This is a genomic window from Stenotrophomonas sp. GD04054 (genome assembly GCF_029836955.1).
Lineage (GTDB): Bacteria > Pseudomonadota > Gammaproteobacteria > Xanthomonadales > Xanthomonadaceae > Stenotrophomonas > Stenotrophomonas maltophilia_A.
Genome location: NZ_JAOECR010000041.1, coordinates 19,142 through 33,101 on the forward strand (window position 1 = coordinate 19,142; position 13,960 = coordinate 33,101).

At 67.0% G+C, this 13,960-nt stretch carries 11 protein-coding genes; 3 read left to right on the forward strand and 8 right to left on the reverse strand.

Going from position 1 to position 13,960, the window contains the following annotated elements; translation table 11 throughout:
* Window positions 1–24 precede the first annotated feature (24 nt).
* On the forward strand, window positions 25–771 hold the full coding sequence (gene lpxH, locus N7573_RS16800) for a UDP-2,3-diacylglucosamine diphosphatase (protein WP_032129072.1): 747 nt from the start codon (window positions 25–27) through the stop codon (window positions 769–771).
* Between the two features lie 87 nt (window positions 772–858).
* Here the strand turns inward: lpxH and N7573_RS16805 are convergent, their stop codons facing one another.
* Window positions 859–2,112: a zinc-dependent metalloprotease gene (locus N7573_RS16805; protein ID WP_279912547.1), complete on the reverse strand. Its 1,254-nt coding sequence runs from the start codon at window positions 2,110–2,112 to the stop codon at window positions 859–861.
* Between the two features lie 225 nt (window positions 2,113–2,337).
* Between N7573_RS16805 and N7573_RS16810 the strand changes: the two genes are divergently transcribed.
* Window positions 2,338–3,795: a DUF2235 domain-containing protein gene (locus N7573_RS16810; RefSeq protein WP_279912546.1), complete on the forward strand. Its 1,458-nt coding sequence runs from the start codon at window positions 2,338–2,340 to the stop codon at window positions 3,793–3,795.
* A 67-nt stretch (window positions 3,796–3,862) separates the two neighbouring features.
* On the opposite strand, the gene N7573_RS16815 is transcribed toward N7573_RS16810, so the two are convergent.
* From N7573_RS16815 to N7573_RS16845, 7 genes are all read right to left on the reverse strand, one after another.
* On the reverse strand, window positions 3,863–4,687 hold the full coding sequence (locus N7573_RS16815; RefSeq protein WP_032129069.1) for a ferritin-like domain-containing protein: 825 nt from the start codon (window positions 4,685–4,687) through the stop codon (window positions 3,863–3,865).
* A 9-nt stretch (window positions 4,688–4,696) separates the two neighbouring features.
* Complete coding sequence (gene purF / locus N7573_RS16820) at window positions 4,697–6,163, reverse strand: amidophosphoribosyltransferase (protein WP_032129068.1); 1,467 nt, start codon at window positions 6,161–6,163, stop codon at window positions 4,697–4,699.
* A gap of 30 nt (window positions 6,164–6,193) precedes the next feature.
* Window positions 6,194–6,973: a CvpA family protein gene (locus N7573_RS16825; RefSeq protein WP_032129067.1), complete on the reverse strand. Its 780-nt coding sequence runs from the start codon at window positions 6,971–6,973 to the stop codon at window positions 6,194–6,196.
* Between the two features lie 46 nt (window positions 6,974–7,019).
* A complete protein-coding gene (locus N7573_RS16830; protein WP_100437391.1) occupies window positions 7,020–8,048 on the reverse strand; it encodes an SPOR domain-containing protein in 1,029 nt (342 codons plus the stop codon).
* An 81-nt stretch (window positions 8,049–8,129) separates the two neighbouring features.
* The gene (folC, locus tag N7573_RS16835) at window positions 8,130–9,401 is read right to left on the reverse strand and encodes a bifunctional tetrahydrofolate synthase/dihydrofolate synthase (RefSeq protein ID WP_279912545.1); all 1,272 of its coding nucleotides are present in this window, start codon (window positions 9,399–9,401) and stop codon (window positions 8,130–8,132) included.
* A 41-nt stretch (window positions 9,402–9,442) separates the two neighbouring features.
* On the reverse strand, window positions 9,443–10,087 hold the full coding sequence (locus N7573_RS16840; protein WP_279912544.1) for a histidine phosphatase family protein: 645 nt from the start codon (window positions 10,085–10,087) through the stop codon (window positions 9,443–9,445).
* A gap of 249 nt (window positions 10,088–10,336) precedes the next feature.
* Window positions 10,337–12,499 carry a S46 family peptidase gene (locus N7573_RS16845; RefSeq protein WP_279912543.1) on the reverse strand — a complete coding sequence of 721 codons (2,163 nt, stop codon included), beginning with the start codon at window positions 12,497–12,499 and terminating at the stop codon, window positions 10,337–10,339.
* 313 nt (window positions 12,500–12,812) lie between these two features.
* On the opposite strand from N7573_RS16845, the gene tdh reads away from it, so the two are divergent.
* On the forward strand, window positions 12,813–13,835 hold the full coding sequence (gene tdh / locus N7573_RS16850; RefSeq protein WP_010483949.1) for an L-threonine 3-dehydrogenase: 1,023 nt from the start codon (window positions 12,813–12,815) through the stop codon (window positions 13,833–13,835).
* Window positions 13,836–13,960: the final 125 nt, after the last annotated feature.

Consider the following 13,960-nt stretch of genomic DNA (forward strand, 5'->3'; position numbering starts at 1 on the left):
CGGTGGATGCCCTAGAATGCCTGCATGACCACGCTGTTCATTTCCGACCTGCACCTGGACCCCAGCCGTCCGGAGATCACCGACCTGTTCCTGCGCTTCCTGCGCGAGCAGGCGCCCGGCGCCGATGCGCTGTACATCCTCGGCGACCTGTTCGAAGCCTGGATCGGCGACGACACGCCCTCGCCTGCTGCCGATGCGGTGGCCGACGCGCTGAAGGTACTTTCCGACAGCGGCGTACCGGTGTACTTCATCCGCGGCAACCGCGACTTCCTGCTCGGCGAAGACTATGCGCGCCGTGCCGGCCTGCGCATCCTGCCTGACCCGTGCGTGATCGAGCTGTACGGCCGCCCGGTGCTGCTGCAGCACGGCGACCTGCTGTGCACGGACGACATCCCCTACCAGCAGTTCCGTGCACAGACGCGCGACCCGGTCTTCCAGGCGCAGTTCCTGTCGCAGCCGCTGGCCGCACGCATCGCCTTCGCGCAGAAGGCACGCGACGCCAGCCAGGCCCGCCAGTCGGAAATGAAGCAGGATGATCGTGCGCAGTTCGAGTCGGTAACCGACGTGTCACCCGCCGAAGTCGATGCCACCTTCGTGCGCCATGGCGTGGACACCATGATCCACGGCCACACCCATCGCCCGGCGGTGCACACGCTGCAGGCCGGTGGCCGCGCCTGCAACCGCATCGTGCTGGGTGACTGGTACGAGCAGGGTTCGGTGCTGCGCGTGGATGCCGGCGGCTGGTCGCTGGATACGCTCGCGCGCGAATGATGGATCGCGGGGTGCCAACCAAGGTTGGCATCTACCAGGGCAGGTGAACGCACCCGGGTAGACGCCGACCTCGGTCGGCGGTTGGCCTCAGCGGAAGGCCGCGATGGTGGCCTTGGTATTGACCAGCACGCGCTGGTTGTCGGCGGTGCTGGCATTGCCCATCGGGATGCCGTTGTAGCTGATGTTCGGGTTGGACCAGTAGTTCAGGCGCGGGCAGCCGGCCGAGCAGTCATAAGCCATGATCGTGCGCCAGCGCAAACCGGAGGACGGCTCGTAGCGATAACCGTGCCCATAGGCATAGGGCGACGTGCTGGGATCACTGGCGATATCGTGCCGCGCACTCTGCAGGTGGCCGATCTCATGCGCAAAGGAGTAATAGCCGGTCGCGCAGTCCCAGTACACCGCCGCGAACGCCGTCGATGCCGTCGAACCGATGCCCGAGGCCAACCCGCAGTAGCTTGTGTTGTTGATCAGCAGCACGCCGACATCGGCCGCAGTGTTGTTGCGGCTGGTGTGGATGCTGTCCATGTAGCCGTCGCTGGTGTTGCGGAAGCGGGTCAGGTCGGTGGTGAAGTTGCCAGATTCGGTGTAGCTGGTGGTTTCATAGCCGGCCAGCTGCAGGGTGATGCCCACGTTGCTGTTGACGTAGCCCTGGTTGGATTCAGCCACCGCCAGCTGCACCAGCGACTGCATGTTGCCGCCATAGGCCGTTACCGCTGCATTGGTTGCCACCACCAGCACGCGGATGGTGGCCGGGGTACCGGACGAGGCCTGCGCGATGCCGATGCGGTCATTGTTGCCCATCGGGATTTTCGGCAGCTGGTTGTAGTCGGCCGGATGATCGGCCGGCATCCGCGATTCATCCACTTCCACCAGTACATGGCGGTTGCCCAGTGGGCGCAGGCGATACAGCTTGCCGTCCTTGCGGATCGAACCGGTGAGGGTGTTGCCCGAACGCACCAGGATCACTGAATTACCGGGATCATCCTGGCCATTCGAAGTGGCGGCAGTCAGCCGATCGGACGGCGAGCGCAACTGGCCGTACCAGATGCTGCCGCCATCGGGCAGGGCTTCCACCTTGCTGCGCACCGCCTGCACGCGCTGGCCAAGCAGTTCGAACTCCAGCTGCGGCTGCGCAGTGGCAGCAGCGTCGACACGCACTTCCTGTACCGTCGCGGTGGACGGGGTGGCCAGCAGCTTGCCCAGCGCGGGCTCACTGTTTGCCGATGCGCGGCTAATGACCGTCACCGGCTCGAACAACGGTGCCGCATGCGCGGCCGCTGCCACCGACAAACCCAACACCAGGCCACCTGCCGCTTTGCCAATCGATCTGGACAACATTGCGTCGCTCCTTGAATGATGTGAACAGCGTTGATGCAGCACGCCCGGGTCTACCGGGTCTGGCCATCTGGCCTGCGCGGGTCGTGTGAATTCAATAGAAGATGGGAATGAAAATCAGGAACTGTGATCGACCGCATCTGCGTTAAGTAAGGTCAAAAGCGTCACTACACTTCGCCAATACACCGCTTTCGCGCTACCGTGACGCAGCCACGACGGGGAATGCACATGGCACCATCGCAGGACACGGACGAAGATGTCGGCTTGCTGCGGATCGGCCTGTTCTTCGATGGCACCCGCAACAACGCACACAACCTGGCACGCGGTCGCCCACAGGTTCCGCAGCCACGCCCGGCGCAGCTGCGCGCGGATGATGATTCGACCTACCAGAGCCGGCTGACCAGCAGCTACGACAACGGCCTGACCAACATCGCGCGCCTGCAGCAGCTGTATCCGGACAGCCGCCGCGATGCGATGGCCGCGCCTTCGCTGTCGATCTATGTCGAGGGCGTGGGGACCCGCGATGATGCCGATGACGATCTGATCGGACTGGCCTTCGGCATCGGTGCCAGTGGCGTTCGCGCGAAAGTGCAGCGCGCGCTGCAGGTGCTGCTGCCGGCGGCACTGGCCGAGCTGTCCGCGCGCTGGCAGCGACCGCTGCGTGGCGTGCAGCTGGATCTGTTCGGCTATTCGCGCGGTGCTGCCGCGGCACGTGATATCGCAAACCAGCTGCAGGCCTGGGACAGCGCGCGCTGGCGCCAGCTGCTGCAGGGCGCCGGCCTGCCCTGCACTGCGGACTTCACCGCCGTCACGCCGGTGCTGCGCTTCATCGGACTGTTCGACACCGTGGTTGCAGTCAATGGTGGCCGCGCCGATGAACACCCGCAGCTCGCCCTGCGCAGTGGCATCGCGGCACACGTCGTGCAACTGGCCGCGCGTGACGAGCATCGCCAACACTATCCATTGACCAGCGTCGCGCCAACGTTCACCGAGATCGCCCTGCCCGGCGTGCACGCCAACATCGGCGGTGGCTACAACCAGCTGGAAGAAGGGCCCAAGCTGCTCAGCCGTCCACGCCGGCAGCAGCTGCGTCGCCCACCGGTTTCCGACTACCAGGTCCCTCCACTGGCGTTGCTGCAGGCCACCACGGCCTACGCCGAAACGCAGGCCGACGCCGAACGCTGGCGGCAGCAGCTGGGCGTGGGTGAAAAGGAGATCTGGGTGGACGTCTGGCACCAGTGGCAGCAGCAGCGTCGCGCCGGCAGCCGCAGCGTGCTGTTGTCGCCGGTGCTGTATGTGACCGCTGCGGTGGTGCTGCGTCGGCGCATCGACTGGCGTTACCAGCTGATCGCACTGCAGGTGATGCAGCAGCAGGCCATCGATGCTGGCGTGCAATGGACCGCCAATGCTGCTGGAGTTCCCGGCTGGGAGCTGCCGTCCGCCCTGCAGCCGATTGCACGCCGACTGGTGGCCGGACAGCCGCTGACGCAGACACAGGAGGCGCTGCTGCGACGGCGTTACCTGATGCAGTCGGCGCACTGGAACTTCGATGCACTGGGCGACACCGCACTGACCTACGCCGCCGATGCCGGCGTCAGCGAACTGCCGTACCGGCCGGGTCCCGGCCTGTTCTACATCAACCGGCCAACGGTGGATGGCAAGCGCGTGGTGTTGCCGAACGCATGAAAAAAGGGACGGAGGGGATTAAGTCGTTTGTGCCACAAACGACTTAATCCCCTCCGTCCCCTTTTCTTCAACCGGCCTGTTCAACCAGGTTGGCCAGCTCATCCGCATCGAACCCGGCCAGCAGGCGCGCTTCGATGTTGAATGGCCCATGCAGGTAGCCGCCGGCGTACTCCACCAGCAGTTCCTTGAAGCGCGCACGCGGCTCGACAGCGGCGCGGTCGCAGTACCAGCGGTACCAGCGCGAACCGGCAGCGACGTGCGCCACTTCCTCGCGCAGGATCACTTCCAGCACATCGGCAGTTTCGCCATCGCCGACATTGCGCAGCTTCCCGATCATGCCGGGCGTTACGTCCAGGCCGCGCGCTTCCAGCACGCGCGGCACCAGCGCCATGCGTGCCAGGCCATCATGGGCGGTCTTTTCGCACATTTCCCACAGGCCGTTGTGCGCTGGGAAATCGGCATAGTCGTGGCCATGCACCTGCAGGCGTTCGCGCAACAGCATGAAGTGCCGCGATTCGTCGTCGGCACAGCTGACCCAGTCGGCATGGAACGCCGGCGGCAGGCCGCGGAAGCGGTATACCGCATCCCAGGCCAGGTCGATCGCGTTGAGTTCGATATGGGCGATGGCGTGGATGAAGGCGGCACGCCCTTCCACACCGCCCAGTCCACGCCGCGGCACTTCACGCGGATGCACCAGCACCAGCTGCGGCGGCCGGCCGGGCATGCGGATCGGCTCCGGCGGCGGTGCATCGGCCGCCACCTTCAGGCGGCCAGCACGGAACGCGGCGGCATAGGCCTGGGTCAGCGCGACCTTGCGCAGCGGGTCGGCTTCGGCCAGGCACTGCTGCGCAGCGCGCAGCAGGTCGCCACCAACGTCGGGTACATCGACCACGCCTGGACCTCAGGCGCGGCGCTTGTGCTTGGCGTCGTCCGAACGCAGCTGCTGGATGCGCTCGAAGTAGCCCGGCTCGATGCCGGTCGGGTAGTGGCCGTTGAAGCAGGACGAATCGAAGTTGCGCAGCGCCGGGTTGCCCTCGCTCACCGCCGCTTCCATGTCTTCCAGGTCCTGGTAGATCAGCCAGTCGCAGCCCAGGTGGGCTTCGATCTCTTCCACGGTGCGGTTGTGCGCGACCAGCTCTTCGGCCGCCGGCATGTCGATGCCGTAGATGTTCGGGTAGCGCACCGGCGGTGCCGCGCTGGCCAGGTAGACCTTGCGCGCGCCCGCATCGCGGGCCATCTGCACGATCTGCTGGCTGGTGGTGCCACGCACGATCGAGTCGTCCACCAGCAGCACCACGCGGTTGCGGAACTCCAGGTGGATCGGGTTGAGCTTGCGGCGCACCGACTTCACCCGTTCGCCCTGGCCCGGCATGATGAAGGTGCGGCCGATGTAGCGGTTCTTGATGAAGCCTTCGCGGTACTTCACCCCGAGCACGTTGGAGATCTCCAGCGCGGCATCGCGCGAGGTATCCGGGATCGGGATGATGGTGTCGATGTCGTGGTCCGGGCGCAGGCGCAGGATCTTCTCGCCCAGCTTGATGCCCATGCGCATGCGCGCCTTGTGCACCGAGACGTTGTCGATCATCGAATCCGGGCGCGCGAAGTACACGTATTCGAAGATGCACGGGGTGTGCTCGGCCGGCTCGGCGCAGATTTCCGAGAACAGCTCGCCGCGCGCGGTGATCACCAGCGCCTCGCCCGGCTGCACGTCGCGCACGCGCTGGAAGCCCAGCACGTCCAGCGCGGCCGACTCGGAGGCGACGATGTACTCGTCACCTTCGGCGTGGCTGCGCTTGCCCAGTACCAGCGGCCGGATGCCATGCGGGTCGCGGAAGGCGACCAGGCCCAGGCCCAGCACCACGCTGACCACCGCATAGCCACCCTTGCAGCGGCGGTGCACGCCGGCCACCGCGCGGATCGCGGCTTCCGGGCTGAGCTGGCGCTGCTGCTCCAGTTCATAGGCGAACACGTTCAGCAGCACTTCGCTGTCCGAATCGGTGTTGACGTTGCGGCGGTCCTGCTCGAACACCTGCTGGCGCAGCGCTTCGGTGTTGATCAGGTTGCCGTTGTGGGCCAGCGCGATGCCGTACGGCGAATTGACGTAGAACGGCTGTGCCTCGTCCATGCCTTCCGAACCGGCGGTCGGGTAGCGCACATGGGCGATGCCGACGCTACCTTCCAGGGTGGACATGGTGCGGGCATCGAACACATCGCGGACCAGGCCGGTGGCCTTCTGCACGCGCAGGCGGCTGCCGCTGGCGGTGGCGATGCCCGCCGCATCCTGGCCACGGTGCTGGAGAACGGTCAAGCCGTCATACAACTGCCCGGCGACGTTCTGGTTGCCGACGATTCCGACGATGCCACACATGGTGCGAGGTCTCCGCTGGGCTGTGCCCAGTTACAAGGAAGGTGGCCGTACCTGGCCGCGGTGGTCGCCGCGCGCGCGGTCGACGTTGGCCGGATCGCCCGGCTCGATACTGTCCGGCAGTGCAGGAGCGTCCGGGCGCACTTCGGCCGGATCGTAGGAATCGCCCTGTTCCGCTTTCGCAGGCCGCAGCCATCCGCTGCCTGCCACTACCTGGTTGAGGATGCCATTATCGCCTGCCGCGCCCGGCTTTCCCAACCCGGCGCCTGCGTTCTTGCCCAACTCCATCAATGCAGATGGGGACAGCGCGTCGGTCGGCAAGGCCTTGGGCAGCAGATCGGCCCCGGGAACCTGCCAGTGCGGCAGTTTGCTGTTCATCCAGGCTACGGTCGGGTTCAGCAACGGACGCACCGCCGAGCGCTGCCAGGAGGGTTCGGCGGTCAGCGGGGTGAAGCTGCCCAGCAGCAGCAGGACCGCGGCGATCAGGCCGCCTCGCACCGCGCCCAGCACCCCGCCCAGCAGGCGGTCCAGGCTGGTCAGCATGCTGCGGTGGACCAAGGCCTTGATGACCATGCCGATCACCGCGACCACGATCATCACGCCGATGCCGACCCCCAGGTAGCCACCGACGAAGTGCTCGCCTCCGGGGGCCGCCGGCGCGGCCCACCAGTGGGCCGCGTCATTACCGAAGGCGAAGGCCGCCCACGCGGCCAGCAGCCACGACAGGGTGCCGATGACGATTCCGACGAAGCCGCGCAGCATCCCCAGCAGGGTCGAGGCGGCGATCACGATCAGCAGCACCACGTCGATCATGGCGCCCCGCTCCTTCGGCGGCGCTGGCAACGGGGCTGCGCGTGGGTCATGGGTGCGGTCGGACCATGCCGGCCACGCCGACCTTGGCGGCGACCTGCGCCTTCAGCTGCTCGGCGTCAGCGCGGTTGGCCACCGGCCCGACGCGGACGCGATGCAGGGTGCCCTTGTCCGTGCGCACCTGCTCGACGAAAGCGCTGAAACCAGCGGCACGAACCTTGTCGCGCAGGGCATTGGCATCGTTGGCCTGACCGAACGCGCCCAGCTGCACGGCAAAGCCGACGCCGCTGGCAGCCGGTGCTGCCGGTGTGGTCGGCACCGTCGCCGGCTTGCTGGCGGTGGCCTCCGGCTTCGGTTCGGGCTTCGGCGCCGGCTTCGGCGGTTCCGGCTTGGCGGCCGGCGGCGCGGTCGCCGTTGGCGTGCTCGGCGGCAGGCTTTCGCTGCGGACCGGGTTGCCGCTGGCCGAGGGCGCAACAGCTGCGGACGGGGTGCTGGCGCTCGGCGCAGCCGGTGCCGGGGTGGCCGCAACCGGGGCACTGCTGCCGGCCGCCGCGTCCAGGGTGATCACTTCGGCCTTCACATCCGCACGGATCTTCACCGCCTGCAGGCGGGCCGCTTCGGCCTGGGCACGGTCGGCGTAAGGTCCAACGCGCACGCGCCATGCCTGGCGGCCGTTGATGGTGGCCGTTTCAGCGAAGCCCGGCAGCTGCGAGCGCTTCAGGTAGGCGATCACCGCATCGGCGTCGGCCTTGCTGCCGTAGGCACCGAAGGTGACCGCATAGTTGCCGGCGGCGACTGCCGGCGAGGTGTCCACGGTCGGCGGCGTAGCCGGCGTGGCAGCCTCCTGCAGCGGCTTGGCCTGCCCGGTCTGCAGGCCGGTGGCACCACCGGCCGGGGCGACCAGCGGCAGCTCACGGGTTTCGAACTGGCCATCGGCCGGCGCATCCGGCGCGGCGATCGGCACATTGGCGACACCGCTGTCGGGTGCGGGTCCCTTGACCAGCATCGGCAGGAAAATCACGGCCAGTGCCACCAGCACGATGGCACCAATCAGACGCTGTTTCAGAGGCGTATCCACGTGAGGCAGGCAACTGTCCGGAGATTGCCGTCGATTATACGGGTGCCGGACCGGCCGGCGTCGGCGTTGGCTGAACGCGGGTCAGGCGTCGCCCTGCAGCCACTGCAGGGCCGCAGCGGCGGTATGGAAGGAGCCGAACACCAGCACCCGGTCACCCCGCTCAGCCTGGGCCAGCACCTGCGCCAGCGCCTGTTCGACGCTATCGGCCAGCGGTGCCTTGGCCGCCACCGTACCGCTCAGGCGTGCCTGCAGCTGAGCGGCGCTCTGCCCACGCGGACCGTCCAGCCCGGCCAGGGTCCACTCGGCCACCACGTCCTGCAGGGCCTGCACCACACCCGCCGCGTCCTTGTCCTGCAACGCGGCGTACACCGCCAGGGTGCGGCCGGCTGACACTTCGGCCTTCAGCGCACGCGCCAGCTGGCCCGCCGCCTGTGGGTTGTGGCCCACGTCCACGCGGATCTGCACGCCGTCGCGCTCGAATGCCTGCATGCGGCCGGAGATTCGCGCTGCTGCGATACCCGCGGCCCACGCCGCACGCGGCACCGGCTTGTCCAGCGCGCGCAGGGCGGCGATGGCAGCACCGGCATTGGCCAGCTGGATCGGGCCGGACAGCGCCGGGGTCGGCAGCTCCATGCGCAGGCCGACGTCGCGCCAGCGCCAGCGCTGGGCGTCGATCGGCTCGTAGAAGTAATCGCTGCCGCCGCGGATCGCGTTGGCACCGACCAGATAGGCACGCGCCAGCACGCTGGACGGCGGATCGGTCTCGCCCAGGATCACCGGCTTCCAGCCGCGGATGATGCCGGCCTTCTCGGTACCGATCGCTTCGCGGTCCTCGCCCAGCCACTCGGCATGGTCGATGTCCACGGTGGTGATCACCGATACATCGGCGTCGACGATGTTGACCGCATCCAGGCGGCCGCCCAGGCCCACCTCCAGCACCGCCAGGTCCAGCCCGGCGTCGGCGAACAGCTGCAAAGCAGCGAGCGTGCCGTACTCGAAATAGGTCAGCGTGGTGTCGCCGCGTGCCGCTTCGACGGCATTGAACGCAGCAACCAGCGCCGCATCGTCCACGTCCTGCCCGTCGATGCGCACGCGCTCGTTGTAGCGCAGCAGGTGCGGCGAGGTGTAGGCACCCACCTTCCAACCGGCAGCACGGCCGATGGCCTCGATGAAGGCCACGGTGGAGCCTTTGCCGTTGGTGCCACCGACCACGATGGTGCGCCCGGCCGGCGCGCCAAGACCCATCGCCGTGGCCACGGCGCGCACGCGTTCCAGGCCCATGTCGATGGTCGCCGGGTGCTGGCGTTCAATGTAATCCAGCCAATCGGCCAGGGTGGTCGGGGTGTTCGTCACGGCAGTGCTTCCAGCAGGTACAGGTGGTTCGGTGTGGCGGGTCAGAGTGCGCGGTGCTTGGCTTCGCCGAAGAACGGCGTGTGGTGGGCGCAGTCGTTCAGGCGCACCACTTCCAGGCTGTCCAGGTCGGCGCCTTCGAGCAGGTTGAGCGTGGTCGGTGCCTGGCGGAAGGTCCACAGGCGGGAAATCGGCAGGCCCAGCACCTTGCACAGGATCACGCGGTTGACCGCGTCATGGGCAACCACCAGCAGGGTGTCGTGCTCGCCGAGGCCTTCGGTGGCACGGGCCAGGCCACGCCAGCTGCGTTCCAGCACCAGGCGCAGCGATTCGCCACCGGGCATCAGCACGGTATCGGGCTCCTCGCGCCAGGCCTGCAGGCGCGACGGATCCTTTTCGTTGATCTCGCTGGCGAGCAGGCCTTCCCACTCACCGTGGGCGATTTCCTGCAGCTCCGGCTCGGTCAGCAGCATGTCGGCACGCGCGGCGCCAAGCGCCAGCTGCGCGGTGCGCTGCGCGCGCGACAGCGGCGAGGCGACGGCACGGGTGATGTCCACCGAGGCCAGGCGGGCACCCAGTGTCTGGGCCTGGGCTTCACCGATCGGCGAAAGCGGAATATCGATCTGGCCCTGGTAGCGGCCTTCGGCGTTCCACGGCGTTTCGCCGTGGCGGGCAAGCAGGATGCGCATGCGTGCAAGGGGTCCTGGGGGGAGGAGGTTTCCGCGTTTCGTTCACATCCTGTGAAGTACGCGGAACAGGGATGATACCTGTTCGGCGCACCCGGCCGGGCCGGGCATGAAAAAACCCCGCGACGTGGGTCGCGGGGTTTCGGAAACTCCGGCTATCTGGTCGAGGTTGCCGGCCAGCGGCCGGCACTACCCTCGGTACAGGCAGTAGATCCACGCCATGCGTGGATGGACCGCCCCGAACCGCGAACCTTACTTGACCAGGTTCAGTTCCTTCAGCAGCTGCGGCGCCGGCGCCACTTCCTGCATGATCCACTGCATGTAGCGGCTGTCGACGGCGATCATGCGGGTCATCACCGGGTCGAACACCCAGTTGGAGCTGACCGATTCCCAGTTGCCATCGAAGGCCAGGCCGACCAGCTTGCCGTTGGCATCCAGCACCGGCGAACCGGAGTTGCCGCCGGTAATGTCCAGGTTGGACAGGAAGTTCACCGGCACCGAACCAATGCGCTTGTCTTCCAGGCCGCCGTAACGCTTGGCCTTGACCGCATCGAGCAGCGCCTTCGGCGAATCGAACGGATCTTCACCGGTTTCCTTCGCCGCCACGCCTTCCAGGGTGGTGAACGGGGTGTACTTCACGCCGTCCTTGCCATAGCCCATGACGTTGCCGAAGGTGATGCGCAGCGACAGGTTGGCATCCGGATAGACGAACTCGCCCTGGCTCTTCTTGTAGTCGGCCACGGCCTGCAGGTACAGCGGGCGGGCGGTCAGCGATTCGCCTTCGCGGATCTTCTTCTGCTCTTCCTGCTTCAGCAGTGCCGGCATGACGGCCACGGCGTACTGGATGGCCGGATCGCTGCTGGCTTCAAACGCGGCACGGTCGGCCTTGAACCACTTCAGGCGATTGTCCAGACTGCCCAGCTCGGTGCCGCCCAGCTTGTTCACCAGCGACTTGACCGCAGCAGCATCGCTGCCGGCCAGCCACTTGTTCAGCACTTCGTTGTCGCGCTGTGCGGCCGGCAGGGCCACGTACTGGTCCAGCCAGTAGGCCTGCAGCTGCTGGTCCATCTTTGCCACGTAGCGACGGTCCATCTGCTTCAGGCCACCTTCGATGGTGGTCAGGTCGCGTTCCTGGTAACCGGCCTCGCGCTCGGCATCCGGCTTGCTGCGCTCGATCGACAGGCGGTACAGGGTGATCGCTGCGCCAACGGCCGAGGTGTTGTTGAACTGGCCGACGAACAGGTCGCGTTCGCGGGTCGACTTGCTGGTATCCAGATGCTTGAGCAGCTGCGCATGGGCGGCCAGGGCCGGCTTGCCGGCAGCGCCCTGCTTCTTCAGCCAGGCCAGCACGGCGGCTTCTTCAGCCTGCTTCTGGCCTGCGGCGTCGATGCGCTTGAAGCCTTCCAGCTGGCCCAGGTAGTTCTTGGCCACGTTGTTCATGCTGGCGGCGGTCGCTGCGTACTTCACCTTGACGTCGGCGTCGGCCTTGCCGGCGTCGGCGATCATCTTCAGCACCGCGTTGTAGTGCTTGGCGATGGTCGGGTAGGTGAAGCTGGCGGTTTCGTTGAACTCGCCGGCCAGCGCATAGCGGTTGGTGCGGCCCGGGTAGCCGGCCACCATCACGAAGTCGTCGGCGCCCAGCGGCTGGTCGGCGAACTTCAGGAAGTGCTTGGGCTGGTACGGCACGTTGTCGGCGGCGAAGGCGGCCGGCTTGCCGTCCTTGCCCACGTAGGCGCGGTAGAACGAGAAGTCGCCGGTGTGGCGCGGCCACATCCAGTTGTCGACGTCGCCACCGAACTTGCCGACGCTGCCCGGGGGGGCGTAGACCAGGCGCACGTCCTTGATTTCCATGTTGCGGAACAGGCGGTAGGTGTTGCCGCCGGAGAAGCTGTACAGGCGGCAGCGGAAGCCGGCGTCGGCTTCACAGGCGGCGACCTGGGCCTTGTCGAAGGCGTCCAGCGCGCGGCTGCGGGCCAGCGGGTCGTTGCCGGCGCCGGCAATGGCGGCCTTGGCCTGGGCGGTGACGTCGGTGATCTGGTCGAGCACGAACACGCGGGCGTTCGGGCCTGCGCTCAGTTCATCCTTCTGGGTCGGCGCATTGAAGCCATCCTTGATCAGGTTCTTCTGCGCGGTCGAATTCAGCTGGATGGCGCCATACGCGCAGTGGTGGTTGGTGACCACCAGGCCCTGCGGCGAGACGAAGCTGGCGGTGCAGCCGCCGAGGGCAACGACGGCGCCCATCGGGTCGCCGGTCAGGTTGGCCAGCTGTTCCGGGGACAGCTTCAGGCCGGCCTTCTGCAGCGGGCCGGCAATTTCCGGCAGCTGCTGCGGCACCCACATGCCTTCAGCGGCATGGGCGACCTGGGCCAGCCCGAGGCTGGCGACGATGGAGAATGCAAGCAGGTTCGAGCGCATGGAGCGGCCCCTGGTAGTGGAACCTTCGATTGTAGCCCGCCGCCCTGCCCCGGCCCGAACCCCGGAAGTCATGGGCCTGCTTCTTGCTCTGCCACGCGCACGTCGGCCGCGCACACGGAAATCGTCCAGAGGGGGCGTGGTCACCCTCCCCCGAACCAGGGAGGCGCCGCTGTTCGCAGCACGTTCGAAACGCCCGCCGGTGCACGCCTTTCGTTCCGCCACTGCACCCGCAGCGCAACATGGGAAATCCGCGCGGCACCCTATAATCCGCGCTTTCCCCCTGATGAGTTCCACCCCGATGGCGCAGCAAACGATGAAGGCCCTGGTCAAGCGCGAAGCGGCCAAGGGCATCTGGCTGGAAGAAGTTCCGGTTCCGACCCCGGGCCCGAACGAGGTCCTGATCAAGCTCGAGAAGACCGCGATCTGCGGCACCGACCTGCACATCTACCTGTGGGACGAGTGGAGCCAGCGCACCATCAAGCCGGGCCTGACCATCGGCCACGAATTCGTCGGTCGCGTCGCCGCACTCGGCTCGGCCGTGACCGGCTATGAAATCGGCCAGCGCGTCTCGGCCGAAGGCCACATCGTCTGCGGCCACTGCCGCAACTGCCGTGGCGGCCGCCCGCACCTGTGTCCGAACACCGTCGGCATCGGCGTCAACGTCAACGGCGCCTTCGCCGAGTACATGGTGATGCCGGCCAGCAACCTGTGGCCGATCCCGGACCAGATTCCGTCCGAGCTGGCCGCGTTCTTCGATCCGTACGGCAACGCCGCGCATTGCGCGCTGGAGTTCAACGTGATCGGTGAAGACGTTCTGATCACCGGTGCCGGCCCGATCGGCATCATCGCCGCCGGCATCTGCAAGCACATCGGTGCACGCAACGTGGTGGTGACCGACGTCAACGACTTCCGCCTGAAGCTGGCCGCCGACATGGGTGCCACCCGCGTGGTCAACGTGGCCAACCAGTCGCTGAAGGACGTGATGAAGGAACTGCACATGGAGGGCTTCGACGTGGGCCTGGAAATGAGCGGCAACCCGCGTGCGTTCAACGACATGCTCGACTGCATGTACCACGGCGGCAAGATCGCCATGCTCGGGATCATGCCCAAGGGCGCCGGCTGCGACTGGGACAAGATCATCTTCAAGGGCCTGACCGTGCAGGGCATCTACGGCCGCAAGATGTACGAGACCTGGTACAAGATGACCCAGCTGGTGCTGTCCGGCTTCCCGCTCGGCAAGGTGATGACCCACCAGCTGCCGATCGACGACTTCCAGAAGGGCTTCGACCTGATGGAAGAAGGCAAGGCCGGCAAGGTTGTGTTGAGCTGGAATTGACCCTTCGGGTCAATTCCCCCGCAGGTTTCCTTATCCCCGCGCCGTCGGCGCGCCCCCTTGAACAACAAGGGGGCTCTCCCCCAGCCGGGGTGAGGCATGCTGCTGGAATTGAAAAAGGCGCCCAT

Coding starts and splice junctions, on each gene's coding strand:
- N7573_RS16845 (WP_279912543.1), bottom strand. CDS start 12,499: ATGCGCTCGAACCTGCTTGCATTCTCCATCGTCGCCAGCCTCGGGCTG.
- N7573_RS16805 (WP_279912547.1), bottom strand. CDS start 2,112: ATGTTGTCCAGATCGATTGGCAAAGCGGCAGGTGGCCTGGTGTTGGGT.
- N7573_RS16825 (WP_032129067.1), bottom strand. CDS start 6,973: ATGATCGACGTGGTGCTGCTGATCGTGATCGCCGCCTCGACCCTGCTG.
- tdh (WP_010483949.1), top strand. CDS start 12,813: ATGAAGGCCCTGGTCAAGCGCGAAGCGGCCAAGGGCATCTGGCTGGAA.
- lpxH (WP_032129072.1), top strand. CDS start 25: ATGACCACGCTGTTCATTTCCGACCTGCACCTGGACCCCAGCCGTCCG.
- N7573_RS16840 (WP_279912544.1), bottom strand. CDS start 10,087: ATGCGCATCCTGCTTGCCCGCCACGGCGAAACGCCGTGGAACGCCGAA.
- purF (WP_032129068.1), bottom strand. CDS start 6,163: ATGTGTGGCATCGTCGGAATCGTCGGCAACCAGAACGTCGCCGGGCAG.
- N7573_RS16810 (WP_279912546.1), top strand. CDS start 2,338: ATGGCACCATCGCAGGACACGGACGAAGATGTCGGCTTGCTGCGGATC.